The sequence below is a fragment of the Leifsonia sp. A12D58 genome (genome assembly GCF_047530025.1).
Classification (GTDB): domain Bacteria; phylum Actinomycetota; class Actinomycetes; order Actinomycetales; family Microbacteriaceae; genus Cryobacterium.
Window position 1 is genome coordinate 74969 of sequence record NZ_JBLJAT010000008.1, and the last position, 26060, is coordinate 101028.

Genomic DNA, 26060 nt, shown 5'->3' on the forward strand with positions numbered 1-26060 from the left:
CGGTGGGCGTGAACGATCAGGGGTATACGGTTCGACGAGCGCGCACCCATGATGTGCCACGCATTAAGGAGCTCGTCGAGCCTCTGGTGCAGAAGCGCATCCTGCTCGGCAAGGAGACTGTTGTCTTCTACGAAGCCGTCCAGGAGTTTCGCGTGGCTGAGGACGCCAACGGAACGTTGATCGGCTGCGGCGCTCTGCACGTGATGTGGGAGGACCTCGGCGAGGTGCGCACTCTGGCCGTGGCCGAAGACTGGCTGGGCAAGGGTGTCGGCCACGCCATCATCGACCGACTCGAAGAGGATGCCCGCGAGCTTGGCCTCAGTCGGCTGTTCTGCCTCACCTTCGAGGTTGGGTTCTTTAGCCGACACGGCTTCGTCGACATGGGGACCGAGACCGTCGACCCGTCGATCTATGCCGAGCTCGTTCGCTCGCCCGATGAAGGTGTCGCGGAGTTCCTCGACCTCGCGCGGGTGAAGCCGAACACGCTCGGCAATACCCGGATGGTCAAACGGCTGTAGTTCGCTCTCGTTCACTCGGGAATCGGGTCTTGCTTACTGGCGAGCCAGAACTTGCTCACTGGTGAGACGGCTATCGCTGGGAACTTGCTGGGCTGGGGCGCATGCGTCGGAGAACCACCGCGCAAATGACCGGTGTTCGTGATCGGCAGACATACTCTGATGTCATGTCGACGATCAAGCATCCGGTCGGCCCCCAGTCCAGCAAAGTGTACTGGCGCCGACGTCTCGTGGTTGGCCTCGGCCTTTTGGCCGTCCTGGTCATCATCCTTCTCATCATCGTGCGTCCAGGCTCAAGCAGCGGCGAACCCAAAGCGACGACTCCACCGGCCTCGACCGATGTGGCTACTGATGCCTCGACCGGTGCGGCGGGTAGTACCGGCGCCGCCGGCGGTAGGTGTGATCCCCAAGTCGTGCAGGTCGATGCGATCACCGATGCCGGCAATTACGCGGCAGATGTCGAGCCGCTACTGTCGCTCAGCGTCACCAATACCGGGGCGGTGCCGTGCACACTGAACGCGGGTACCGCTGCACAGGTATTCACTATCTCCAGCGGCAGCGACGTTTATTGGATTTCGACCGACTGCCAGACCGATGCGGCGGATACCGATGTCACGCTCGAGCCCGGCGTCACGGTGAGCTCGTCGACACCGGTGGCCTGGGATCGCACCCGCTCGTCGCCTGAAACCTGCACCGACGAGACCCGGGATGCCGCACCGGGCGACGGCGCGTACTACAACCTCAGTGTGAGTATCGACGGGATCGAATCGCGAAGTTCCACGCAGTTCGTGCTCAACTAGGGTGCATCCCGCGCGTGCCATCCGCTATTTCGCTGTGCGCTCAACCGGACGCCAGACACGGCCTGGCGCAGAAACTGCCGGATAGGCTTGATGCATGGCACCCAAGTCGCGCAAGCCCTCCCGAGCAGTCTCGAAGAAGAAGGGCGTGAAGCGTCCTCTTCAGTTTCGATCTGAGGCATTGGCGCAGGCGCTTGAACGTCAGGACATGGCGGCTGTCGCCTTTGCACTGCGCAACGGCAACACCGTGGTGCCGCTGAAGAAGGCGGCAGACAAGGACCGTCCGCTTGAGCCGGGCGAAATTTGGACGTATCGCGACCCGGCGACCGAAGAAATTGCGCTGTTGCTGTTCAGCGATGCTGCGCACAAGCCCGCGAACTTGCCGCCGGCCGTCGGTCTGCAGAGTCCGCAGTGGCTGGCCTCATTCCTGTCCGCGCACGCCGACGAGATCACGACTGTGTTCCTCGACATCGCCGGACCGCACCCGATGCAGGCGTCGCCCGCTGATCTGCTTGCTGCTCTCGGTCCGCTGCCTGTCGACTTCGACAGCGTGGTGTTCGAGGAGTCCGACGTGGATGACGCCGTGGCCGAGGTGGAGGCAGCTGGCGCTGAGGCGGCTGCTAGCGCTGATGCTGATGCTGATGAGTCAGGCCCTGCAGGTAAGGCATCAGGCGCGCCCGAGGCCTAGGCTCTCCGGCGTCGTCGCAAAAACAGGACGACGCGTCTGTGACCGCTCAATCGGTCCTGTTTCGGGTGACAGGTCGAGATTTCGTCCTGTATTGCTGTCGCGCCGTCAGTACAGCGCCATACCGAGCGCGCTAAAACGCCCGGTCGAGCTCTGCATCCCGTGCATTCGCGCCACTCATCAGCGCCTTGCCGACGGCAGTAGCGATCGATCCGCTTGATGCATCGATGCGGTGGGTGAAGCCGAGCCGCGCGCCCTCGGCGGCGCGCTGCTTGGCCGCAGAGACAGGCCGCACCTCGCCGGCCAGACTGATCTCTCCGAACGCCGCAATGTGGTGTGCGATCGGCTTGTTGCGGGCAGCGGATGCGATCGCGAGGGCAATGGCAAGATCGGCCGCCGGTTCGGTGAGTCGCACGCCACCGACGGTCGACACGTAGACATCCTGGTTCGACAGCGTGATGCCTGCTCGCTTCTCGAGAACGGCCAGCAGCATCGCGACCCGGGACTGGTCGACGCCGTTGGTCACCCGGCGCGGGTTGGGTGCGCTGGCGGGGGAGACGAGCGCCTGCACCTCGACGGGCATCGCGCGGCGGCCCTCGAGGGCGACGGTCACGCAGGTGCCGGAGACCGGCTCTGTGCCACGGCTGAGGAACAGCCCGCTGGGATCGGCGACCTCGGCGATGCCGTCGCCGGTCATCTCGAAGCAGCCCACCTCATCGGTCGGGCCGAAGCGGTTCTTAAGCGCGCGCACGAAGCGCAGCGCCGTCTGACGGTCGCCCTCGAACTGGCAGACGACATCCACGATGTGCTCGAGCAGGCGGGGCCCGGCGATCGATCCGTCTTTGGTGACGTGACCGACCAACAGGATGGGCAGGTCGCGGTCTTTGGCCACCCGGATGAGAGTGGATGCGACCTCCCGCACCTGGCTGGGCTGGCCCGGCAGGCCGTCGGACAGCGCGCTGGCCACCGTCTGCACGGAGTCGACGATGACGAGGTCGGGCTTGACCGCATCGATCTGGCCGAGAATTGTGCCGAGGTCGGTCTCGGACGTGAGGTAAAGCTCGGGCTGCAGGGCACCGGTGCGTTCGGCGCGCAGGCGCACCTGGCTGACCGATTCTTCGGCGCTGACGTAGAGCACGCGCGACTTGGCGGCCGCAGCCTTGGACGCCACTTCGAGCAGCAGCGTTGACTTGCCGACACCGGGCTCGCCACTGAGCAGGATGACAGCGCCGGGCACGATGCCGCCGCCGAGCACACGGTCGAACTCGTTGATACCGCTCGGCCAGTGCTCAACCGCGGTTGTGTCGACGTGAGTGATGGGGCGGGCGATATTCGCACCTGAGACAGCTGTCGCCTTGACGGAGCGGCCAAGACCGGCCTTCTCGACGACATCTGTCACCGTGCCCCACTGCTGGCATTCGCCGCAGCGGCCGGCCCATTTTGCGGTGGCCCAGCCACACTCGGAGCAACGGAAGTTTGATGCGGGCTTGGCCATGTAACCGAGCCTAGTTCTGACCGCTGACACTCTCGGTCAGGGACGCAACCTGTGCGCTGAGGTCGTCCGCATGTGCCTGTGGAAAACGTTCAGCGAGATCCGCGCTCAAGGCGGGCAGGAACGCCTCAGCCCACACCCGATACCCGCGGTCATTGGGATGGAACATGTCATTGGCGAACTGGGTGGCCACGCTGCGCAGCCCCTGACGTTTGGTCGTGGCATGCAGCGGCGCGACGGTGAGGCCGTACTCGGCGGCGACGTGGCGCACGATCTGGTTCGCCACCGCGACCTTGCGCTCGTTGGGCGGCAGATGGAAGCAGGGTAGGTCGGCCACGATGGCGTATGGCGGCAGGGTGGCGAAGATCTCGCGGATGCCGGATTCGAAGACGACCGGATCCCAGTTCGCGATGTCGTTGGCGCCGATGGCAACCGTGACGACATCGGGTGAGAGCTTCACGAAGCGCGGCAGCTGGTCGCGCACGGCGAGCTCAACCGTCGCACCGGACACGCTGAGATTGAGTACGCGCACGGTGCGGCCGGTGGCCAGACGGATGTGATCGGCCAGCAGCCCGACGTAGCCTCGATTGGGAGCGCTGGCCCCGATGCCCTGCGCCGCGCTGTCGCCGATGGCGACGTAGAGAAGCTCGCCCTTCTCTTTTGCGTGGTCGCGCCACCATTTCGAGTTGATGGGCAGCGTCTGGTTGAGCACGACGGCGTTCTCGGCGATGCGGCGGCGGAACTTCTTGTAGTTCACGCTCGCAGCGAAGCCGATCCCGGCGGCGGCCGCCAATGATGCGGCGGTGATGGCGAGGTTTCGAAGGGCAGGCTGAGCGGATGTCACCAGCCGAGAATACAACGAGCCACCGACGCTCGTCTGAGCAGATTGTCAGCGGACGCGCCGACCCGTGGGCCCGATTCGCGTCGATGCTACTTTCTCAACTACAATCGTCCTCGGTACCGTGTCCGAGCGGCCGAAGGTGCAACTCTCGAAAAGTTGTGTGGGGGAGACTCCACCGTGGGTTCAAATCCCACCGGTACCGCCACAGAAAACCCCTTGAACCCCGTGTCTAGACACCCGGGTCAGGGGGTTTTCGCTTTCTACCGCGCGCGACCCTGCAGAGGACGCCCGTGCTTACGGGCGCCCATAGCTCACACAGCCGCCCCGCTGCCAGGTCAGCATTCGCTTGTGCAACGGGGCGAAGGGGGATCGTCATCCCATCAGGGTGATGCCTGTTGCGCAGTCACCGGATAGCTTTCCAGCAATACCGTGCCCCTGCAGGCCCGACGAACGGAGGCCGCCGATGAACGGTGAGATCACCTCGATAGTTGGCGGCATCCTGATACTCGCCGATTTGGCCATCCGCATCGCCGCTCTCATCATCGTGCCGCGGGATCGCAAGCCAACCGCCGCGATGGCATGGCTGCTCGCAATCTTCCTCATCCCATTCGTCGGCATCATCCTGTTCCTCATCATCGGGAGCCCGAGGCTGCCGAAGAGGCGCAGGGAGAAGCAGGACGAGCTGAACCAGATCATCCAGGAGCGCGCCGCCGGGCTCGACCTGGTGGGCGACCGCTCGAACTGGCCGGTCTGGTTCGCCTCCCTGGTGCACCAGAACCAGGACCTGGGCTCGCTGCCCGCTGTCGGCGGCAACACCGCGACACTCATCGGGGACTATCAGGCGTCGATCGATGCCATGACTGCCGAGATCGACACAGCGGAGCGGTTCGTGCACGTTGAGTACTTCATCGTCTCGTTCGATGCCACGACCAAGGGATTCTTCGCGGCGCTCGAACGGGCCGTGCAGCGTGGCGTGCCCGTGCGGCTGTTGGCCGACTACGTGGCATCCCGTCGCGCGGTCGGCAGCAAGGAGACCTTCGCAGAACTCGACCGCATCGGGGTGGCGTGGCACTACATGCTGCCGGTGCGCCCGTTCAAGGGGGAGTATTCGAGGCCCGACCTCCGCAACCACCGCAAGATCGTCGTCGTGGACGGGCGGGTGGGCTACATGGGCTCGCAGAACCTCATCGACCGCAGCTACAACACGAAGAAGAATCTTGCCCGCGGTCTGCAATGGCAGGAGCTGGTGGCCAGGGTCACCGGTCCGACCGTGACGGCGATGAACGGCGTCTTCCTGTCCGACTGGTACTCGGAGACCGACGAGCTACTGCTCGGTGATGATGCGAATGTGCCAGCCATCGACGTGCCAGCCGATCCGTCGCCGGATGCACTTGACTGCCAGGTTGTGCCGAGCGGGCCGGGCTACGACGGCGAGAACAACCTGCGCCAGTTCCTCACCCTTGTCACCTCCGCGCAGAGCAAGGTGATCATCACCAGTCCCTATTTCGTGCCGGATGAAGCGATGATGTACGCGATCACCTCCGCCTGCCATCGCGGCCTCGACGTGCAATTGTTTGTGTCGGAGATCGGGGATCAGGGATCGGTGTGGCACGCCCAACGGTCTTACTATGCGCCGCTGCTACGGGCCGGCGTGAAGATCTGGCTCTATCCTGGTCCATACATCCTGCACTCGAAGCACCTCTCGATTGACGACGACGTGGCAGTGATCGGATCGAGCAATATGGACATTCGCTCATTCGCCCTCAACTCTGAGGTGACGCTTCTCGTGCGTGGTCGCGCATTCGTCGACCAAATGCGCGCCGTCGAGCAGGGCTACCGCGACGCCGGCCGGCAACTCACGCGCGAAGAGTGGGAGAAGGAGCCGGCCTCTGCCACGTTCCTCGATGGGGTCGCTCGCCTCACCTCAGCGCTGCAGTAGGCGTGGGCGCGCAGCAGCAGGCGCGGCAACATCCAGCTCAGGCTCCCGTGAATGCAGCAGTCCCAGCTGCATCGCCCTGGTGATCGCCGCCCCGCGGTTGGTAACACCGAGCTTGCGGAAGATGTGCGCGATGTGGGTCTTGATGGTGTTCACCGAAACGAAGTACCTGCCAGCGAGTTCCACATTGGTCAGCCGGGTGGGGAGCAGTACCAGCACCTCACGTTCGCGTTCAGTGAGCGTCTCGGTGAGGGCTGGTGCGGGTGCTGGCATGTGGGCATCGACGACGAGCAGCGCATTGGCCACGACGCGTGGAGGGGGGCCAAGCGGTCGCCCGTCGACACTGCCTCGCGCACCGTTCATGCTCAGCTCTGCAGCACATGCAACCCATTTGAGCTGGGTGCGGCCGTTCGCCGTGATCCTGACATTCGCTTCGTGAAGCATGAACGCAGCTTGAGTGGAGTCCCCTCGTTGGTTGGCAGCAATGGATGTCGCGAGAAAAGCGTCTGCAGTTGCCGGATGCTCTCGCAGGCTTAGCTGCTGGGAGAGCGCGAGTGCTTCTGCGGCCAAGGTCGAGGCGGCACTGGTGTTCTTGTGCCACGCCTCAATGAGCGCGAGGGAACCGAGAGCGGCAACACGCCAGATCGAGTGGCCGGCACCTGGCGCCGAGAGCGCTCGCTGCAACCAGTTGCGTGCGATTGATGGATTGGCGGCAAAGAACTGTGCGCGACCGGCCGAAACCATCGCGATGGTCTCCAACGAGTCTTGATCGGTGAGCCCGAGAAGGTTCGGCAATACTGCGTCACCCAGCATCGCCAAATCAGCCAGCGCAGATTCCGCCCAGTCGATCGAGCGCGACGGGTTCGGGCGCCACTCAGCCAGTGACGCGAGGAACGCGTGCGCGCAGGCCGACTCGCCGATAGAGCGTCGGGGATCTGCTGCAACGGCTCGCAGGATGGTCTCGGCTTCAACCGCACTCCCGCTGGCCGCAGTGAGACTCCCGTGGAGCAAGCGGATGCCAATCTTCGGCGACCGAATACGCTCGGGAATACCTGTGATCCACTTCACGACCATTGCAGCATCCACGTTCTCGAATGCAGTGGACCCGTAGTCCAGGATCACGTCGCACGCGAGATCCCACTCGCGAGCGCGGAGCAGATATTGGACCGCCGGTCTGGTCTCACCGCGCTGCAGGTGCCATTCGGCGGCCCGAACCAGAATGCGGGGTTCTGCGGTTCCGTCCTCCTCACGCAGCCTGTACCTCAACAGATCGCGAAAGAGTCGGTGGAAGCGGAACCATTCCCGGCCAGAATCGAGGGGAATCAGAAACATTGACTCGCGGTCCAGCCGTGCCCACAGAGCAGCGCCGGCAGCACCAGCCGCACCAGCAGGGCCGAGAGAGAGGTCTGCAATGAGTGCGGCACTCAGCTGGTCGAGCACCGCCATTTCCAACAATGAGCGGCGGTCGTCGTCTGGCAGGGCATGCAGCACCTCTTCACTGAGATAGTCGGCAACCAGCCGGTCTGAACCACTGAACTCAGCGATGAACTCCGTCGGGTCCTGGCGAAGCCGGATTGTCATGGCGGCCAGCTGCAGGCCAGCCACCCAGCCTTCGGTTCGTTCGACGAGTACCTCGATACTCGACCTGTCGAGTTCAAGGCCGGTAATGCGCGACACCAATTGGCTGGAATCGTCGACGGTCATTGCCAGGTCGCTTTGACGGAGCTCGAGCACGTCACTGCGCAAACGATTGCGGCCCCATGCGAGGCGTAGGTCGACCCGGCTGGTCACGATGAAATGGGTCGAAGGCGGCGCAGCACTGACGAGCTGGGCCAGGTATCTCACGCCACGCTCTGACACATGATGAAGGTCATCGAGCACGATGACGAGGGTGCCGAGCGACGCAAGATGGGCCGACAGGGTGCTGACACACTCTGGGGTGAGGCCGAGCGCTGTTCGTGCCTCGAGAGTGTCCAGTGCGTCGAGCGCGTCGAGAGCGTCGGGATCCCGCGGGCCGTCGCCGAGAGTGCCGATGGCGGATAAGAGGCCGCGCGCGAAATGCGCGGGCTCGTCGTCGGCATCCGTCATGTCCATCCACACGCATGGCACCTCCGGATGCGCGTTGGACCACTGTGTGACCAGCACTGATTTTCCAGCACCAGCCTGCGCGATGAGGGCGGTGAGAGGCCGGGTGAGTGCGCCATCAAGGGTTTCGCGCAGCCCAGGACGATCAACTGAATACGCGGGAGTGAAGCGTCCACTGACCATGCTGGCTCTCCTCGGCGACGTGTTTTTCAGTGTGGCACCGTGCCGCGGCAGTGGCTACGGCAGCGTCCAATCATCCTTCGGGGGTGACGCCGCGGGTAATACCGCGGCAGAGGATGAGCCCATTGCACCCCGATAGGTCGGGGCGCGGTCGGAAGGGTGAACCGTGGGTGCCGAGACGTTCGAGATCGTCGTCAGAGGCACGTTGAGTCCGTCGCTTGTCGCGGCACTCGACGGATTCACGGTGAGCCGGATCGAGAACGGAATGACCCATCTCGTGGGGTTGATCCTCGATCAGGCCCAATTGTTGGGAGTGCTCGAAGGCCTCAGAGACCTGACCATCGAGCTCATCTCAGTCAATCGGGTCACGCCGGAATCATCGCAGGCGCCACAGGGCCACGACATGGAGGAAAGTACCAATGACTGAAACATCGCGGTCCAATCTGCCGATCCCGCACCGTGAGCATGTTGGATTGATCACGTTCGACGCCAAGGATCCAGACACGAAGTTCGCTCCTATCACGGCGATTAGCGCTCCGACGGGGGCGCCGAATGTCGTCGTGATCATGATCGACGACGCCGGGTTCGGCTCGTCCTCAGTTTTCGGGGGACCATGTCACACGCCCACATTTGAAAAGCTCGCCGGCGAAGGCCTGCGTTTTGACCGCTTTCATACGACAGCGCTCTGCTCGCCGTCTCGGCAAGCACTGCTGACCGGCCGCAACCACCACGCTGTCGGAATGGGCGGTATCACCGAGATCGCGACATCCGCGCCCGGATACAGTTCAGTGCGACCTGACAGCGCTGCCCCTTTGGCCGAAACACTGAACCTGAACGGCTATGCCACGGCCCAGTTCGGCAAGTGCCACGAGGTGCCTGTGTGGGAGACCAGTCCGGCAGGGCCTTACGGCCAGTGGCCGACCGGCAGCGGATTCGACTACTTCTACGGATTCGTGGGGGCAGAGACCAACCAGTGGTATCCGGCACTCTATGAAGGAACAACGCCGGTTGAACCGCCCAAGACACCGGAGGAGGGATATCACCTCACTGAGGACCTCACCGATCACGCTGTTGATTGGCTGCACCAGCAGAAGTCGCTGATGCCAGACAAGCCGATCTTCATGTACTACGCGCCTGGCGCCACCCACGCCCCACACCATGTAGCGCCTGAGTGGAGCTCCAAATACAAGGGTGCGTTCGATCGGGGCTGGGACGCCATTCGCGAAGAGACGCTGGCACGGCAGATTCAGCTGGGAGTCGTGCCAGAAGGCACTCAGCTCACCGAACGACCTGACGAGATCGACGCGTGGGACTCACTCTCTGACGTGCTCAAGCCAGTGCTCGCGCGGCAGATGGAACTCTACGCAGGCTTCCTTGAGCACACCGACCACCAGGTCGCACGCATCATCGACGCGCTCGATGGCCTCGGCATCCTCGACGACACCCTGCTCTACGTGATCATCGGTGACAATGGCGCCAGTGCAGAGGGCACTCCGAATGGCACCTTCAACGAAATGATCTCGCTCAACGGCCTCGCCGATCTGGAGACCGAAGACTTCATGGCGTCGCGCATCGATGAATTCGGCACCGTCAGCTCGTACAACCACTACGCGGTGGGATGGGCGCTTGCGATGAACACGCCATTCCAGTGGACCAAGCAGGTGGCGTCGCACTTCGGGGGAACTCGTGTTGGCACGATCGTGCACTGGCCTACAGGGATAGCCGCCCATGGTGAGGTCCGTCACCAGTTCCATCACCTGATCGATGTCGCGTCGACAATTCTCGACGTGGCGCGCATCCCAGAACCGAGGTTCGTCAACGGCATCCAGCAGATGCCGTATCACGGGGTGTCGATGTCATATTCGTTCAACGAAGCTGATGCTCCTGAGGCTCGCGAGACGCAGTATTTCGAGGTGGCGTGCAATCGTGGCATCTACCACAAGGGGTGGACGGCGGTCACCAGGCACAGTGTTCCGTGGTTGTTCAACGCACAGCTCCCGCCACTCGACGACGACGTCTGGGAACTCTACGACACCACAACCGACTGGTCGCAGGCGCACGATCTTGCGGCAGAGCAGCCGAAGAAGCTCGAAGAATTGAAGCGGCTCTGGCTGATCGAAGCGGTGAAGTACAACGTGCTGCCGCTCGACGACCGGCGCATCGAACGCTTCAACTCCGACATTGCTGGAAGACCGCAACTCGTCGCAGGGGAGACCCAGTTGCTCTACGGCAGCATGTCGCGACTCAGCGAGAACTCGGTGCTGAACCTCAAGAACAAGTCGCACTCGATCACAGCAGAAATCGTCGTACCGGAGCGCGGCGCCGACGGCGTGATCGTCTCCCAAGGCGGCGCGTTCGCCGGATGGAGCCTGTACCTGCACGGTGGAATACCGAAGTACTGCCACAACCTGGCCGGTCTGCAGCGCTTCTACGCATCGGCGACCACGGCGGTACCCGCTGGCGTGCACGAGGTGCGGATGGACTTCGCCTACGACGGTGGTGGCCTCGCCAAAGGCGGGAACGTCACGTTCTCTATCGACGGCGCCGAGGTGGGTGGTGGACACATTGGCGCGACAGTTCCCCTGCTGTATTCAGCTGACGAGACGCTCGACGTCGGGCTCGACACCGGCACTCCCGTGAGTGAAGACTACGAAGCCGAGGTGCACTTTCAGGGAACGGTGAACTGGGTACGGCTGCAGACCGGAACCGACAGTCACGATCATCTGATTTCAGCCGACGACAGGATGAGGGCCGCCACAGCGCTCCAATAGCGCCGGCACCACCTGCTCAGCCTTCGTCGTCGCTGAGCAGGTGGAACCAGCTGTTGGCGAGCACCTCGAGCGCGTGCTCGCGATTGGGCTCGTACCTTCGGCGGGTCCACAGGGTGGCGACGTAGTTGAGCTGGTTATAGGCGAGAGCACCGCGGATGTGGTGGGTCTCGGCCGAGAAGCGGCCAGCCAGTTCAAGGCCCCGCACGATGTCTGAGACGACCTCTTCGCGCCAGGCATCCAGCATTGCTTCAACCTCGGGGTCGACACCGGCTGCCTGGTCGATGACATCGAGGTACGGCCGAAATACTGGCCAGAGTGCAGCCCGCGACTCGATCCAGGCGAGGATGTCCGGCAACTCGCCCGCACGCACCACGTCGACAAGTTCGGGCGCAGTCGACGGCTGGTCGGGGCCGAATGCTCGGTCGAGAACAGAGTTGACGCGGGTCATGAAGCCCGCCATCAATTCTGCGCGCGAGGGAAAGTGGGCGTAGAACGTGACTCGTGTCGTGCCTGCGGCCGTCGCGATCTCGTCGATCGTCGTGGCCGCGTAGCCCTTGGCCGTAAACAGCTCGAGCGAGCGATCGATGATCGTGTCGCGGGTCAGCTGCTTCTGGGATTCGCGCAGTGACGGCATGAGGTAACCCTACAGTTCAACCACGGTGTACCTCAGGCGCGAGATCGGCAAGGCGACGCGGCTTCGGGATGGTGGCCCGAAGAGCATGCGAGTGCCCGTGATTTACCTTGCGTCAATTAGCTTGACATGATGTAAAGTCAACGACAACGCAGCGCCGCGCTGGCTCGACCAGACCCGGGGCGCCGCAGCTTTGTTCGCATCCGAGCTTCGAGGGAGAAGCCAGTGAGTCAACACCCACCTGTCGACGAGGGCGGCGCGTTCAGCGCCGGTATGAGCACGACGGTCAACACGGTCCTTGGCCCTATCTCTGCCGACGCGCTCGGCGTGGTGGCAGTTCACGAGGCTCTCCTGTCGGTGATCCCGGGGGCCGAGCACGCATTCGACATCGATATCGATCGAGCCGAGATCTTCGACTCCCTCGCCGCGCAGCTGACCGCGTTCAAGGCGGTAGGTGGCGGCACCATTGTTGACAGCACCGGCATGTTCCATGGCCGTGACGTGAAGCTGTACGAAGCGCTGTCCCGCTCGACGGGCGTGCACATCGTCGCCTCGACGGGCATGGGCCCCGAAGAGATGCTCGGGGGCTACTTCCTCACGCCACAGACCAACCCGCCGACCCCGTGGCCGGCCGAGAAGTTCGCCGACCTGTTCGCTAAAGAGGTGACGGATGGCATGGTCGTCGCCCGAGTCGAGCGCCGAGGTGCCGCTGGTCTGGTGACCACCGCCGCGACGCGAACCGGCATGACGGCAACCGACGAGAGCCTGTTCCGCGGAGCAGCCAGGGCCGCCCTGCATACCGGAACTGGGCTGTCCATCCGGTTCGGGCAGCAGGCGGTGCACGATCTCACGATCGTCCTCGACGAGCACCTCCCTGCCGACCGCATCGTTGTCGGCGGCCTCGACCGCACGGATGCCATCACTGCCGGTGCGCCGTTCGCCGTCGCGATGGTGGGCGCATACGTTGCCATCGACCACGTCGGCAGCGACGACGCGGATCACATCACCGATGCTGAACGCGCCACTCTCGTGGCCGAGCTTGTCGCGGCCGGCCTCGTCGAACGCATCCTGCTCTCAAGCAACGCGACCGGCTCGGCCAAGGGCCACCCGGCCAGCACTGCGTCGTACACCGCTGTGCTCACCGATTTCGTCCCCCTGCTTGAGTCCCGTGGTGTCGGGGCGGCGGACATCCGACAGATCCTCGTCGGCAACCCGAGCAATCTGCTGAGGGTGCGCGCCGCGCAGCCGGCCATCGAACTCCGAGTCTGCTGAAGGTGAGTGCAGTGTCACGAGTGAACACGGTCCTGGGACCGATATCGACAGAGGAACTGGGCTACGTCGCCATCCACGAACACATCGGATACGGCATGCCAGGCTCCGAACTGGACACCACATGGTGGAAGAGCCCCGAGCAGCGTTACGAGGAGACGGTACCGAAGCTCCGTAGATTCCGAGAACTCGGTGGCGGCACCTTCGTGGATGCGACGGGAATCTGCAACGGCCGCGACATCGACTATTACAAGTCGCTCTCGGCTAAGACGGGCGTCAACATCGTCGCCTGCACGGGATTCGTCGGGGGAGACACCGCGCTACCGATTTTCGCCAACGCAAGCGTCGAGTACCTCACCGCGCAGTTCATCCACGAGATCACTGTCGGTATCGGTAACACGGGTAGCAAGGCCGGTGTGATCAAGGTCGGCGTGAGTCGGGGAGGCCGGATGACGGAGCTCGACAAGCGCATCTATCGGGCTGCGGCTCGCGCAGCGCTGACTACGGGCGTTCCCATCCTCACCCACCTAGCGATCGACGCCGAGACGTCGATCGCGATCTTCACCGAAGAGGGCCTGCCTCTTGACCGGGTGCTGTTCGGGCACGCGGACGACGGAGTGAATGCCGACAAAACCCGCGACACCTGGATCGCCGAGCAGGGCGGCCGTGTCGGCTTCGACACGTTCGGCTACGAGACCGAACTCGAAGACCCACCGTTCTGGGCCAGGCCGCGCAAGGAACGTCTCGACCACTTCCTGCGCTTCATCAACGCCGGCCACCTGGACCAGGCCCTCGCCGGTGCTGACGCGAACTGCAGCGCCCTCGGCTGGGCAGGAGTGAAGGGCCACACGGTGAATTACATCTTTGAGGACCTCATCCCCGACCTCCGCTCTGTCGGGGTCGATGAGGGCACCATCCGCAGGATCTTCGTCGACAATCCCGCCGATTTTCTCGGCATCAAGATCTAGAACCTCCGCTACAGAGTCACTCCGGCGCACTGACGCGTCGACGAAAGGTAAGAACAATGAAGTCTTCCGAAATCAAAGACCTGAACATCGCCATTGTCGGCGGCGGCTACGGCGGCGCATCGGCGGCCAAAGCGCTGCAGAGCATCGGCGCTGAAAACGTACACGTCTATGAGCAGGCATCCGCTCTCGCCCAAGTCGGTGCCGGCATCGGCCTGCGCCCGCCGTCGGTGGAGCTGTTCCGCGCCTGGGGCATGTTCGACGCGATCGCCGCTGTCAGTTCACCGAGCGACCACCTCGAGATCTTCTCCGGCGACGGCAAGCAGATGTTCGCGAGTGAGGAGTGGCCGTTCCTGCATGCATACAAGCAGGTCAATCACAACAGGATCATCCACCGCGGTGACTTCATCGAAGCGCTGCTGGGCGCGCTGCCAGACGGGATGGTGCACATCGGCCACAAACTGTCGACAATCACCGACAACGGTGACCACTCGACCCTCGTCTTCGAGAACGGCGAGACGGTCACCGCCGACCTCGTCATCGGTGCAGATGGCATCCGCTCGACAGTGCGCAACCAGCTGTTCTCTGACAAGCCGCCGGTCTTCTCGGGCGAACACGCCTACCGCACAATCATTTCGATCGAGGATGCCTTCGGTCTCGTCACCGACGACAACCCGCGCTTCTACATGGGGCAGAACGGCACAATCGCGTACAACCTGCCGCTGCGTCACCGCGGTCAGCTCTCGTTTGACATCACCGCGCAGTCGGATGACGACTCGTGGGCGCCGGAGATCACGACCGACTACCTGCTGAGCATCCTGGATGGCTTCGACGAGCGAATCGTAGACGTGGCCCGCACACTCGACATCAGTGCAATGACGAGCCGCTCGGTGTTCGACATCGACGCGGTCGACACCTGGCACAGCGACTCGGTCGCGCTGCTCGGCGATGCCGCGCACGCGATGCTGCACCACCAGGGTCAGGGTGCGAACTCCGCGATCCTCGACGCCGGTGGGTTTGCTGACGCGCTGCTGCAGGGTGACTCGGTCACAGACTCCCTGGCGATTTACCAGGCAACCCGCAAGCCGGTGACCGACGAGCTGCAGCGCATCTCGCGACTCGGCTGGAATGCGCAGACTGTCGACTCCGCGTTCCCCGCCAAAGCCTAAGAAAGCCTGAGAAAGAGGTCACCTGATGCCGGTTCACCCCCAGATCGCCGAAATCCTCACCCACATTCCGTCGTCAGACGACACGCGGCCCGATCCGATCGCGCTGCGCGCGGGCGACGCGGAGCAGGTCACCCCTGTTGCCTATCGCCTGCCGCTCGCTCTCGTCGTGGATAGGGTCGTCGCGACGAAATCGCGCGAGGTACCGGTTCGGATCTACGCCCCGATCGACGCAGATCCCTCAGGCCTAATCGTGTATTTCCACGGCGGAGCATTCTTCTGTGGCAGCCTGGACACCCACGATGGCATCGCGCGCGCTCTCGCGAAGGAAACCAGCTTCACCGTCGTCTCGGTCGACTACCGTCTGGCGCCGGAAGCCGACTATCCTGCCGGCCTGCAGGACTGCTACGACGTGGTGCGCTGGGCGGCCGAGAACGGCAACGTCCTCAACTGGGACGGCTCAACGCTGGCACTCGTTGGCGACAGCTCGGGTGCCAACTTCGTCGCGGCTGTCACGGCGATGGCGCACGATGAGGGTTTCGACGCCATCACGCATCAGGTGCTCTTCTACCCGTCGGTCGACCTCGACTTCGACGTTGAGCGCTATGCCTCCCTGCGGGAGAACGCGCGGGGCTACGGCCTCGAGACGATCGGTCTGAAGCCCTGGAACTCTTTCTATCTCAACAGCGGCGCCGACCCGGCGAATCCGCTGGTCTCTCCGATCAAGCGCGATGACCTCGCCGGCTTGCCTGCCGCACTCATCATCACCGGCGAATACGACCCGCTGCGCGACGAGGGTGAGTTGTACGGAGAGCGTCTGGCTGCCGCCGGAGTGCCAACAACGATCACGCGGTACGCGGGTGCCGGACACGGCTTCGTGCAGCACTTCTCCTGGATCCCCGACTACTACCGGGCATTCGAGCAGACGGCCGAATTCCTCGGCCAGGGATCTGACCGATGACGACCGAGGTCGCCGTCCATCCACTGATCTCGCCGTGGGGTCGCTTCGGGCTCTACAGCTTTCTGATCGACGCTCCCGAACTGGCCATCGTCGACACGGGTATCGCCAGCTCTCCCGCCAAGGGCATGGCGCCGGCGCTTGAAGCACTGGGCCGCAACATCGACGACGTGCAGTGGATCTTCCTCACTCACGGCCACATCGATCACCTCGGTGGGGCGTATGCCCTCTGGGAGCTGACAGGTCGCCGCGCCAAGGTGGTCATCAGCGAAGCGGATGCGCCGCTGCTGCGCTCGCGGCGAGCCCACGTCGACGAGTACCTGCTCGGGCGCGCGCAGTACCTGAACGATCCGGATGGCGAGGCCAGGCAGGCAGCATCCGCAGCCGCCGTGATTTCCGGCGAGATGGAGCCACACCTGATCGTCGGGGGCGGCGAGACCATCTCACTCGGCGGCGATGTCACCGTGTCGGTGCACGCGGTTCCCGGTCATACGGCTGGTGCGGTGGCCTACGTGATTGATGGCCAGGATTCGGTCTTCGTTGGCGATGCCGTGCAGTCATATGGGGCGGCGAATGGCTTTCCTGGGTACGAGAGCCCGATGGAGTACCGGGCCAGCCTCGAGTACCTGCGCGACGACATCCGCCCCCGGCATCTCTACCTTGGGCATCCGTACCGTCGAGCCGACGGGACAGCGTTCGGCGTCGAACTCGACAGCCACGAGGCTGCGGAAGCACTGCAGGGAAGCCTCGACAACGAGTCGCGCATCAATGCTGCCGTGCAGCGGTATCTCGCTGACAGCCCACAGGTGACCGACTCCCCGTACTCGCCGTTTGCCGCCGTGGCCGAGGAGCTCGGTTACACCGGCGATCCCGCGCTAGAGCCTTCGCCGTTCTTCACGACGATGCACGGCTACCTCAGCACTTTCACTCCGAAACAGAACCAGAACCAGGAGCTGTGACTCATGACTAAACTCCCCACGCTGAACGCCGGTGGGCAGCCGATCGCCGTGCGCAAAGACCTGCGCGTGCCGATGCGCGATGGAATCACGCTGGCCGCCGATGCCTACCAGGGCGTTGAAGACAAGCCGCGCCCCGCACTCATCGCGCTGAGCCCGTATGGCAAGGAGCTGCAGGCTCTCGCGTTGACGATGCCGCCGCAGCGGCGGCCGAGCCCCATGTGGGACGGATGCATCGAAGCAGGTGACATCGCACGCGTCGTCAGAGAGGACTACGTGCACGTCATCGGTGACCTGCGTGGTTCTGGCGCCTCAGACGGAGAGCACATCGGCAATTACAACGCCGGCGGTGTGTCGCTCGGACAGGACGCATACGACTTCATCGAGTGGGTCGCCGCGCAGCCTTGGTGCGATGGCAACGTCGGCATGATCGGCATCTCATATTTCGGTTCGATGCAAATTCTCGCTGCGGCCGAGCGACCCCCGTCGCTCAAGGCGATCTTCGTCTCAGGTGGACACTACGACTTCTACGAGACCACCTACCACGGCGGCATCATGTGGCTGATGCCGCGAGCTGCGCGTGAGGGCCGCGGGGGAGACTCCGGCTGGGCCTTCACCGACGGCGTCAAGTCACGGATGCTTGAAACCTGCTCAGCAGAAGAGATCAAATCTAAGGTCGCCGCACGTCTGGCCGACCCGGATGTGGCCGCCTGGCCCAACTTGTTCCACGTGCTGAACTACCCGAAGAACCACGAAGCCTGGTTCGACATCGCTATGAACGAGGTCGACGGCGAGTGGTACGAGGAACGCAACCCGATCAACCTGGCGAAGAACATTGACATCCCGGTTTGGCTGCAGCTCGACCAGGGCCGCGGCTGGACCCTCGACGGCACGATCGATCTCTTCAACACGCTGCAGGGTCCGAAGAAGCTCGACATCGGTCCGTACCCGCCGATGCAGTCGCGCCCCTTCGTTGAAGAGCACGACAAGATGTTCCGCTGGTACGACTACTGGATCAAGGGCATCGACAACGGTGTGATGGATGAGCCGGCCGTCTCGGTTTTCGTCGAAGGCTCTCGCGAGAACGTGACAGCCGATCGGTGGCCGCCGAAGCAGGTCGAGCACAAGCCGCTTTACCTGCGTACGCGTCGTGCGCTTTCAGCCGAACCCGAGCCGATGGGCGTCGAATACGCAGCTCCAGACGGTTTCTACCAGGCCCCGCTCACCGTGACAGACAAGGTCGAATTCCTGAAGTGGAGCACCACCCCGTTTGAAGAGCCCGTCGAGATGATCGGCACCGGCGCCGCGCACATCTTCGCCGAGATCGATCAGGTCGACACGAACTTCATCCTGCGCCTCTGGGATGAAGCGCCTGGCGGTAAGCGCCAGCTCATCACCACCGGCTACCTCAAGGCATCGCACCGCGAGCTCGACGAGGGGCGCAGCACTCTGGGCAACCCGATCCATCCGCATACCCGTGCGGTGCCGGTCGAGCCAGGGAGAATCGAGGAGTACGTGCTGCGGCTCTATCCGTTCGCGGCGACATTCATGCCTGGCCACCATATTGTCGTCGAGCTCTCGAACAACGAACCGCTGCAGGACGAGCACAACGCGCTCCTGCCTCCGGATGCCTTCCACCTGCCGGTCGGTCGTCCCGTCACGCACAAGATCTACCGAGATGCCGAGTACCAGTCCCGGCTCGTGCTGCCGTATACGGTGCGCGCGCCTCAGGCCAGCACTATCGGATGAATACTGCCCCCGATCAGGGGGTTCATTTGAACGAAGGTGATGGTTCAAATGCGATAACCTGTCGCAGATAGTTGTATTTCCCTGGTGTATTCCGTTTCACGGCTGCGGCTCGGGATAATCCACGACCACAGAAACCTCAGGGACGAGTTAATGCACAGTGCAGTAAAAAAGAAAACAGCGATGGTGGCGACCGCGGCGGCCGTAGGCTTCTCGTCACTGTTCATGGCACCGCCGGCGAATGCGGCACCGATCACGTGCTCCCAGGGCGCCACACTTCTCACCGGCAACATCTGTGAGTTGCGCGTCACCACAGTCGGACAGAGTACGTTCACTCCGAGCGCGGAAATGAGTCAGCTGGAAGCGCTGCTCGTTGCCGGTGGCGGTAGCGGGGTGCCCGACCAGGGTTATGGCGCTGCCAGCGGCGGCGGCGGCGAGGTGAAGGTAGTCGGCTTCGGCGGCGACACAAGTACACCGGTGACGCTCGTCGTCGGGGGCTCTGGTCAATCAAGCAGCGTGACTCAAGGCGCAGGTGCGCCACAGGTGGCTGCCCCCGGTTCCAACGGAACGACGGGCAGCTCAGGAGGGTCTAGCAGTTCCGGCGGTAGGAGCGGCAACCTAAACGCCGGCTCGGCAAGTAGCGGCGGCGGTGCGGGTGGGACTCCCGCCAACGCATTCGACGGAGGCGCTGGAGTGAGCGTGGCCACCATCGCTCCGAGCGGATCATTGTTCAGCAACGTCACTGACTGCTACGGCGGCGGCGGGGCAAGCGGGATCTTCGGCGGAACAATCGGCATCGCGGACTGCAACGCCGGCCATGTCGTCTCCGGCGCGGCAGATGTGACCCCAGTGGCTCCGTCGCCGAATAGCGGTGGCGGTGGCACGGGCGGCGGCCCCGCGGGCGCGAGTGCTGCGCTTCGGGAAGGCGCGAGTGGGCTCGTCGTCCTCCGCTGGGCCGTCCTCGACGTGACAGTCACATTCGCCAGCAACGGTCATGGCGGCAGCGTCGCTTCCCAGACGTTCCCGGCAGGAGGCACAGTTACGCCACCCACAGCTCCCACCGAGACCGGATTCACCTTCAACGGGTGGTTCTCGGATGTCGCGCTGACGACTCCGGTTGATTTCGCGTCTCCTGTCACGACTGCGACGACCTTCTACGCCGCGTGGAGTGCGGTGGTGCCGGTGACGGTCTCGTTCGATAGCGGTCTGGGAGGCAGTATCGCCCCCCAGTTGATTGTGCCTGGCGGTACTGTCGCTCGGCCCGCTGATCCATCGCGGTCTGGGTTCACCTTCAACGGTTGGTTCTCGGATGCCGCGCTGACGACTCCGGCTGACTTCTCGGCTCCCGTGACCGCGTCGACAACGTTCTATGCCTCGTGGACCGCGGTGGTTGTGCCTCCGGTCACCACCCCGGTTGTGCCTCCCGTCACCACCCCGGTCGTGCCTCCCGTTACCCCGGTCGTGCCTCCCGTTACCCCGGTAGTGCCGCCCGCCTCCATCGTGGTGCCCAGCGTCACTCCCGTGCCAGCGAGTGTCGCCCCTGCAGCGTCGACCGCTGACCGTGCGCTGGCGACGACCGGGCGGGCGATCGACCCGTCCGCCCTTTCTTCTGGACTTGCCGCGCTGGGATTTGGCCTCGGCTTGCTCGCCTTGAAAGCACGACGGGCACGAAAGGCGAGCTAGCACCACTTAAATGGAACAGGGAGTCGCCCGAGAAAATTGGGCGACTCCCTGTTTTTGTTGCCGCACGAGGTTAGTGATCGCGACAGCGAGCCGGGAGCGGCTTCGGTCAGCTCTCTTGGTACATATCCGCGAGGGTACGACGCATCGGCTTGCCCATCGCGTTGCGTGGAACCGTCTCGATCCGGGCCACGAGCTTGGGGGCAGCGGTCCCGAACCGTGTGTCGAAGCCGTCGATCAGCGCCTGCACGTCGACACCGTCTTCCGTGACGAGGGCGATCCCGATCTGCTTGATGCCGGCAACGGTGTTGTATTCAAAGCTGGCGGCATCGATCACCAGCGGATGCGTGAGGGCGAATAGATCCAACTGCGTGGGGTCGATCTTCACACCCCCGGCGTTGAGTACTTCTGAAATGCGCCCGGCCAACGTGAGCCCGCCGTCGGGGCGGATAAGTCCGAGGTCACCGGGATAGAACCACCCGTCCCGGAAGACCTTTCGTGTGGCCTCGGGGTTGCCCAAGTATTCGTGAACCATGTACGGGTTGCGCTGGCGAATCTGGCCGGTCTGACCGGCGGGCAGCTCGTTGTCATCTTCATCGACGATTTGCACACTCGAGCCCTCAAATAGCTGGCCGGCATCGAAGGGGTCTTCTGAGTCGTAGTAACGCGCAGACGCGAGCGTGGCTTCGGTCGAGCCGTAGAGGTTGTAAACCTCGCACCCCCCAGTTGCCTGCCGCATGCGGCGCGCCAGGGCAGGGGGCATTACCGTGCCGGCGATATAGACCGTTTGGACATCAGGAAGCGTCTGGTTTGACGCCTCAAGTACATCCACAAAGGCAGCTATCTGCGCGGGCGATGCCTTGAGCGAGGTTGCCTTACTGCGCACGGCAAGCTGGACAATGGCGTCGGGGGTGCTGGACTCAACCGACCAGAAGGGTCGCCCATCCTTGGCACTCATATAAAACCCGAAGAATCCGAACGTGGTGGCCGTCGGAAGGAACACCAGGAAGGGATCGCCTGACATGTACGTCGACAGAGCGTCGGCCGCCAGAAATTCCAAGAGGGCAAGGGAAAACGCGATCCCGTTCGGCTGGCCCGTCGTTCCGCTCGAGAACAGAAGCCGCGCAATGCTCTGATCTGACTCGTATTCTCGCGGGCTGATGTCGAGCGGGTTCTGCTCCAAGTGTTGAAGGAACTGCGCATCGACGCTGACCACGCGGGCGCGACCCTGGGAGGCGGGGGCAGGGGCGGCGCTGCTGAAAATCCAGTCGATGGGGAACGCGCCGTCCGAAACATACCCTCTGGGCAGCACTGTGCTGACAGCAGCTTCGTGAAAGACAGCCTCGGTGAAGAGCATGCTGAGGGTCTCGGGAAGATCAAGTGCCACCAGATCGCCCGGCTCCATACCGAGCTGGCGGAATTCGTAGGCGATCTTCCTGACTGACGTTAGTGCGTCGGCATTGAGCACCTTTTGGTCAATTGTTTCAAAGAAGACACCCGAGGGATTGGCCTCTGCGCTTCGCTGCAGATAGAGAAAGGGATTCGTCGCTGTCGCACGGTTCACCTCGACAGAATAGCGTTTCGTGACAAGCCACGTTGCCACACTCGCTGTCGCGACGAGAGATAAACGGAAAAGGCCACCCCGAGGGTGGCCTTTTTCGCTTATGTCCTGATCAGCGGTCTAGTCGATGTGGCTAGATCGCGGTGTAGCCGCCGTCAACGAGCACGTATGAACCCGTCATGAAACCAGCCTTGTCTGAGAGCAGGAAGGTGGTGACGTTGGCGACTTCTTCCGGCTGGCCGAGGCGCCCGAGCGGGTGCTTGGCCTGCAGTGCGGAGTAGGCCTCTTCCGGCAGGTTCGCCAGCAGCGGGGTTTCAATGTAGCCAGGGCCGACCGCGTTGATGCGCAGGCCTTGGGGGCCGTATTCGGCAGCTGCGTTCTTGGTGAGTCCGACGACGCCGTGCTTGGCAGCGGTGTACGCGGCGTTGCCGAGTGCGGCAACGGTGCCGTGAATGGATGCCATGTTCACGATTGCACCTTCGGTGGCGCCAGCAGAGAGGATGGCGGGGATCTGGTAGCGCATTCCGTAGAGCACGCCGCTCAGGTTGATGCCGATGACGCGGTCCCAATCGGCCAGATCGACGTCGCCGACGGGGGCATTGGCTCCACCGATTCCGGCGTTGTTGACCGCGTAGTTGAGGGCGCCATAGGTCTCGACGGCGAAGTCGACAGCCTTCTTGCTGTCTTCGGCGACGGCAGTGTCTGCGCGGAATGGAACAGCGGTCCCACCTGCGGCAGTGATTTCATCGACAACACGCTTCGCGCCGTCGAGGTTCACATCGACCACAACGACGTTGACGCCGTTCTTGGCGAGGTCCTTGCTGATTGCTTCACCGAGACCGGATCCGCCGCCGGTGACGAGTGCGGTCTTGCCTTCAAAGTTGCCCATGGTGTCTCCTTCTACGCGAGATCCGATCTCGCGATCTTCTGTGGAAATGACTGACCTTGACGGTCTGCCCACTTAGATGCAACCGTGGCGCGGTGGAATAATTCCATACATTCGCATAAATCGGACCCACCGTGTTGTTACTCGATCAGATCAAGGCTGATTCACGTGCCGCCGAGCACCTGGCGCAGCCGGATTCGCGTGCAGTGCTCCCCGCGCTCGCCTAGGTATTGGTCGACCCCTAAAATGGGGCAGTGATCTCGACAGGTATCGAACGAGCGTCCACGGCGCTCTTCAGCACGATAGTGACTGACCAGCTGCTCAGCACTCTGTTCCAGCCCATCGTCGAGCTCGACTCCGGTGCGACCGTTGCCTATGAGGCGCTGAGTCGAGGCCCGGTCGGAACGGCCTTCCACAATCCGGCAGTGCTCTTCGATCATGCCCATGACGTTGGCCAGGTAACTGAGCTCGATATGGCCTGTTGGGCGTCAAGCGTGCGCACCGCCGCCGAACAGGGATTCACCACACCACACTCGCTCTTCCTGAACGTTGAGCCGGCTTCCCTCCGGCGAGCTCGCGCCGTTGACGTACCGCGTTCGCCGGTCCCGGCAGTGATTGAGGTGACAGAGCGTGACCTGATGCGCGACCCGGGCGGGCTTCTCGCCGCAGTCGAGCGTGCGCGCTCACTGGGTTACCGGATCGCCCTCGACGATCTCGGAGCCGATCCGGCCTCTTTGGCTTTGCTACCGCTGCTGATGCCAGACCTCATCAAGCTGGATATGGGTCTGCTTCGCGAACGGCCCAACCAGGATGCCGCCCGGGTGATGAGCGCGGTCAGTGCGCATGCCGAGCGGGCCAATGTCGTGGTTCTCGCCGAGGGGATCGAGAACGAGAGGCAGCGGATCAGCGCTCTGGCTCTGGGCGCCACCTACGGACAGGGCTGGCTCTTCGGTCGACCAGCCGCCGAGGTACCGAATGCTTCCGGGCTGGCCGGCATCCGGTTTGCACAGGAGCAGGCGTCATCACCGACGATCGATCGCACTCCGTACGAGGTGGTGGCTCCGACGCGTACGCCGCGCCCTGCCAACCGCTCGCTGTTGGTTCAGCTGAGTATGTTTCTGGAGTCGCGTGCCCGGGCCAGCGGCGACTCCGCCATCGTGCTGTCGACCTTTCAGCACCACACCAACCTCACGTCAGCGACCCGGCGTCGTTACGAGGATCTCGGCGCCGAGGCCGGCCTCGTCACGATCTACCTGGCCGGCGAGGCGGGGTTTGGTGCCGACAGTCCGATCCGCGTGGGCCAGATCAACTCGCTCGACCCGCTCATCGCCGAATGGGACGTTGTTGTTTTGACCGCCGATTTCTCGGCCGTACTTGCCGCCCGCGAGCTCGATGTGGATAACCACGACGAAGGCTCGTACGAATTCGTGATCACCCATGATCGAGATCTCGCCACTGCCGCTGCGCTCGCCCTGATAAACCGACCGCTCAACTGACATCCGCCCCGGCCTATCCACGGAGCTCATAGGGGAGCGCTGGCTACGGGTTCAGTTGGTCGACGATCGCATCCTTGAACGCCCTGAGCTCGATGGTGTTGCCTTCGTAGACCGTGCCGTGGTCGTTCCAATTGATTGCCAGAGTGCCGATAGTGTCGTCGCCGGACGCCTCTGCGCCCTGAAAGTCGGTGTGCTCGATACGGTCGTCGTGATGTCCGCTGTCGTGGTCTTCATCCAGGAACAGGATCCAGTTGGGGGTGAGTACGAGCCAACCGGAATGCCGGCCGTCTTCATCCAATCGGTCGGCTTCAACTTCGGTGATGGGAAGTTCACCCTTGGGCAGCCTGTCGTGGTGCTTCGCGTGTTCTATCATGACCGAACCCTAATCCCGTAGCGGTCGTAACTGGCAATTTCTCTCGACACCGGCCGGGCACCATCCGGTCGTTTGACCATCTAGCATTGGGGCGTCTCGACGTGTGCGATCTCGCACGACAGTGGCCGCAATTCAGCCCGACAGCCCGACAGCCCGACAGCAGAACAGAAGGAGCACGCATGAAGGTAGTCATCACCGGAGCACACGGCAAGGTCGGCCGCGCTGCCACTGACGCACTGCTGGCCGCCGGGCACGAGGTGGTTGCAACGGACCTGACGCGCCCAACTTTCGAGCGTGAGGCCGAAGGATCAGCGCACTATCAAATGGCAGACCTGACTGATGCGGGGGAAGCCTTCGCCGTGATTCGCAGCGCCGACGCAGTGGTGCATGTTGCAGCCATCCCGGAGCCCACCCACAATCCCGCCCATGTCGTGTTCCAGACGAATCTCATGGCGACGTTCAATGTGCTGGAAGCTGCAGTACGTTTCGGCGTCAAGCGCTTCGTGAACATATCCAGTGAAACCGTTCCCGGATTCTTCTTTCCCGAGCGCGACTTCTTGCCGGAGTACGCGCCGGTCGACGAGCAGCACCCGGTGCACCCGCAGGATCCCTATGCGCTCTCGAAGCACTTCGGTGAACAGCTCATGACCGCCGCCGTCGAACGATCCGATATTCGCGTCATCTCGATCCGACCGAGCTGGGTGCAGAACGAAGACAACTACGAGCAGAACCTCGGCCCGCAGATCCGTGACGCATCAGTGCTCAGCCCCAACCTCTGGAGCTACATCGACGTGTATGACCTCGCCGACGCTATAGTGCTGGCCACCGAATCCGACCTGCCAGGCCACGAGGTGTTCTACATAGCTTCTCCAGACAACGTCGGTGGCCGTGACTTCGCTGAGATTCTGCACACCTACTATGGCGACAAGATTGAGCTGCGCCCCCTCGACAGGGTCGATGCCTCAGGGATCACCAGCGCGAAGGCGCAGCGGATGCTCGGATGGTCACCCTCGCGTTCGTGGCGTGACTACCTTGACTCCAACGGGCGGACGCTCGTGAAGCGACGCTGAA

22 protein-coding genes and 1 tRNA gene are annotated in these 26060 nt (G+C 63.3%); 16 read left to right on the top strand and 7 right to left on the bottom strand.

What is annotated here, in order from left to right; translation table 11 throughout:
- Positions 1–8 precede the first annotated feature (8 nt).
- The 3 genes from ACMT3I_RS15415 to ACMT3I_RS15425 all read left to right on the top strand — a co-directional run bounded on the left by ACMT3I_RS15415 (position 9) and on the right by ACMT3I_RS15425 (position 2000).
- On the top strand, positions 9–518 hold the full coding sequence (locus ACMT3I_RS15415) for an amino-acid N-acetyltransferase (RefSeq protein ID WP_414805404.1): 510 nt from the start codon (positions 9–11) through the stop codon (positions 516–518).
- A gap of 164 nt (positions 519–682) precedes the next feature.
- A complete protein-coding gene (locus ACMT3I_RS15420) occupies positions 683–1315 on the top strand; it encodes a hypothetical protein (RefSeq protein WP_414805405.1) in 633 nt (210 codons plus the stop codon).
- Positions 1316–1409: 94 nt separating this feature from the next.
- The gene (locus tag ACMT3I_RS15425) at positions 1410–2000 is read left to right on the top strand and encodes a hypothetical protein (protein ID WP_414805406.1); all 591 of its coding nucleotides are present in this window, start codon (positions 1410–1412) and stop codon (positions 1998–2000) included.
- 130 nt (positions 2001–2130) lie between these two features.
- Here ACMT3I_RS15425 and radA read toward each other — a convergent pair whose 3' ends face one another.
- Together radA and ACMT3I_RS15435 are read right to left on the bottom strand one after the other, a co-directional pair.
- A complete protein-coding gene (gene radA, locus ACMT3I_RS15430; protein WP_414805407.1) occupies positions 2131–3492 on the bottom strand; it encodes a DNA repair protein RadA in 1362 nt (453 codons plus the stop codon).
- Between the two features lie 10 nt (positions 3493–3502).
- Entirely contained in the window at positions 3503–4333 is an 831-nt protein-coding gene (locus ACMT3I_RS15435; protein ID WP_414805408.1) for an SGNH/GDSL hydrolase family protein, read from the bottom strand.
- Between the two features lie 112 nt (positions 4334–4445).
- Between ACMT3I_RS15435 and ACMT3I_RS15440 the strand changes: the two genes are divergently transcribed.
- A tRNA-Ser gene (locus tag ACMT3I_RS15440) sits at positions 4446–4535 on the top strand.
- A gap of 258 nt (positions 4536–4793) precedes the next feature.
- On the top strand, positions 4794–6269 hold the full coding sequence (gene cls, locus ACMT3I_RS15445; RefSeq protein ID WP_414805409.1) for a cardiolipin synthase: 1476 nt from the start codon (positions 4794–4796) through the stop codon (positions 6267–6269).
- Here cls and ACMT3I_RS15450 read toward each other — a convergent pair.
- Positions 6255–8534, bottom strand: coding sequence for a LuxR C-terminal-related transcriptional regulator (locus ACMT3I_RS15450; RefSeq protein WP_414805410.1), 2280 nt, complete (start codon positions 8532–8534; stop codon positions 6255–6257). The two genes, cls and ACMT3I_RS15450, sit on opposite strands and share 15 nt — an antisense overlap.
- Before the next feature lie 163 nt (positions 8535–8697).
- Between ACMT3I_RS15450 and ACMT3I_RS15455 the strand changes: the two genes are divergently transcribed.
- Together ACMT3I_RS15455 and ACMT3I_RS15460 are read left to right on the top strand one after the other, a co-directional pair.
- Positions 8698–8958: a hypothetical protein gene (locus ACMT3I_RS15455; protein WP_414805411.1), complete on the top strand. Its 261-nt coding sequence runs from the start codon at positions 8698–8700 to the stop codon at positions 8956–8958.
- On the top strand, positions 8951–11302 hold the full coding sequence (locus ACMT3I_RS15460; RefSeq protein WP_414805412.1) for an arylsulfatase: 2352 nt from the start codon (positions 8951–8953) through the stop codon (positions 11300–11302). The genes ACMT3I_RS15455 and ACMT3I_RS15460 overlap by 8 nt, the downstream gene beginning before the upstream one ends.
- 16 nt (positions 11303–11318) lie before the next feature.
- Here the strand turns inward: ACMT3I_RS15460 and ACMT3I_RS15465 are convergent, their stop codons facing one another.
- A complete protein-coding gene (locus tag ACMT3I_RS15465; protein ID WP_414805413.1) occupies positions 11319–11936 on the bottom strand; it encodes a TetR/AcrR family transcriptional regulator in 618 nt (205 codons plus the stop codon).
- 222 nt (positions 11937–12158) lie between these two features.
- On the opposite strand from ACMT3I_RS15465, the gene ACMT3I_RS15470 reads away from it, so the two are divergent.
- The 7 genes from ACMT3I_RS15470 to ACMT3I_RS15500 all read left to right on the top strand — a co-directional run bounded on the left by ACMT3I_RS15470 (position 12159) and on the right by ACMT3I_RS15500 (position 20676).
- Complete coding sequence (locus ACMT3I_RS15470) at positions 12159–13205, top strand: phosphotriesterase (protein ID WP_414805414.1); 1047 nt, start codon at positions 12159–12161, stop codon at positions 13203–13205.
- Positions 13206–13216: 11 nt separating this feature from the next.
- Positions 13217–14170 carry a phosphotriesterase gene (locus ACMT3I_RS15475; protein ID WP_414805415.1) on the top strand — a complete coding sequence of 318 codons (954 nt, stop codon included), beginning with the start codon at positions 13217–13219 and terminating at the stop codon, positions 14168–14170.
- Between the two features lie 56 nt (positions 14171–14226).
- A complete protein-coding gene (locus ACMT3I_RS15480) occupies positions 14227–15336 on the top strand; it encodes an FAD-dependent oxidoreductase (protein WP_414805416.1) in 1110 nt (369 codons plus the stop codon).
- 25 nt (positions 15337–15361) lie between these two features.
- A complete protein-coding gene (locus ACMT3I_RS15485) occupies positions 15362–16294 on the top strand; it encodes an alpha/beta hydrolase (protein ID WP_414805417.1) in 933 nt (310 codons plus the stop codon).
- Complete coding sequence (locus ACMT3I_RS15490; RefSeq protein WP_414805418.1) at positions 16291–17250, top strand: MBL fold metallo-hydrolase; 960 nt, start codon at positions 16291–16293, stop codon at positions 17248–17250. The genes ACMT3I_RS15485 and ACMT3I_RS15490 overlap by 4 nt, the downstream gene beginning before the upstream one ends.
- A 3-nt stretch (positions 17251–17253) precedes the next feature.
- Positions 17254–18996: a CocE/NonD family hydrolase gene (locus ACMT3I_RS15495; RefSeq protein WP_414805419.1), complete on the top strand. Its 1743-nt coding sequence runs from the start codon at positions 17254–17256 to the stop codon at positions 18994–18996.
- A 150-nt stretch (positions 18997–19146) separates the two neighbouring features.
- Complete coding sequence (locus tag ACMT3I_RS15500) at positions 19147–20676, top strand: InlB B-repeat-containing protein (RefSeq protein WP_414805420.1); 1530 nt, start codon at positions 19147–19149, stop codon at positions 20674–20676.
- A gap of 106 nt (positions 20677–20782) precedes the next feature.
- Here the strand turns inward: ACMT3I_RS15500 and ACMT3I_RS15505 are convergent, their stop codons facing one another.
- Positions 20783–22237, bottom strand: a complete 1455-nt coding sequence (locus ACMT3I_RS15505) for a class I adenylate-forming enzyme family protein (protein WP_414805421.1) — start codon at positions 22235–22237, stop codon at positions 20783–20785.
- Positions 22238–22367: 130 nt separating this feature from the next.
- A complete protein-coding gene (locus ACMT3I_RS15510; RefSeq protein WP_414805422.1) occupies positions 22368–23123 on the bottom strand; it encodes an SDR family NAD(P)-dependent oxidoreductase in 756 nt (251 codons plus the stop codon).
- A gap of 251 nt (positions 23124–23374) precedes the next feature.
- On the opposite strand from ACMT3I_RS15510, the gene ACMT3I_RS15515 reads away from it, so the two are divergent.
- Entirely contained in the window at positions 23375–24616 is a 1242-nt protein-coding gene (locus ACMT3I_RS15515) for an EAL domain-containing protein (RefSeq protein ID WP_414805423.1), read from the top strand.
- A gap of 43 nt (positions 24617–24659) precedes the next feature.
- Here ACMT3I_RS15515 and ACMT3I_RS15520 read toward each other — a convergent pair whose 3' ends face one another.
- A complete protein-coding gene (locus ACMT3I_RS15520) occupies positions 24660–24989 on the bottom strand; it encodes a hypothetical protein (protein ID WP_414805424.1) in 330 nt (109 codons plus the stop codon).
- 179 nt (positions 24990–25168) lie between these two features.
- Between ACMT3I_RS15520 and ACMT3I_RS15525 the strand changes: the two genes are divergently transcribed.
- Positions 25169–26059 carry an NAD-dependent epimerase/dehydratase family protein gene (locus ACMT3I_RS15525; protein ID WP_414805425.1) on the top strand — a complete coding sequence of 297 codons (891 nt, stop codon included), beginning with the start codon at positions 25169–25171 and terminating at the stop codon, positions 26057–26059.
- The last annotated feature ends 1 nt before the right edge of the window (position 26060 follow it).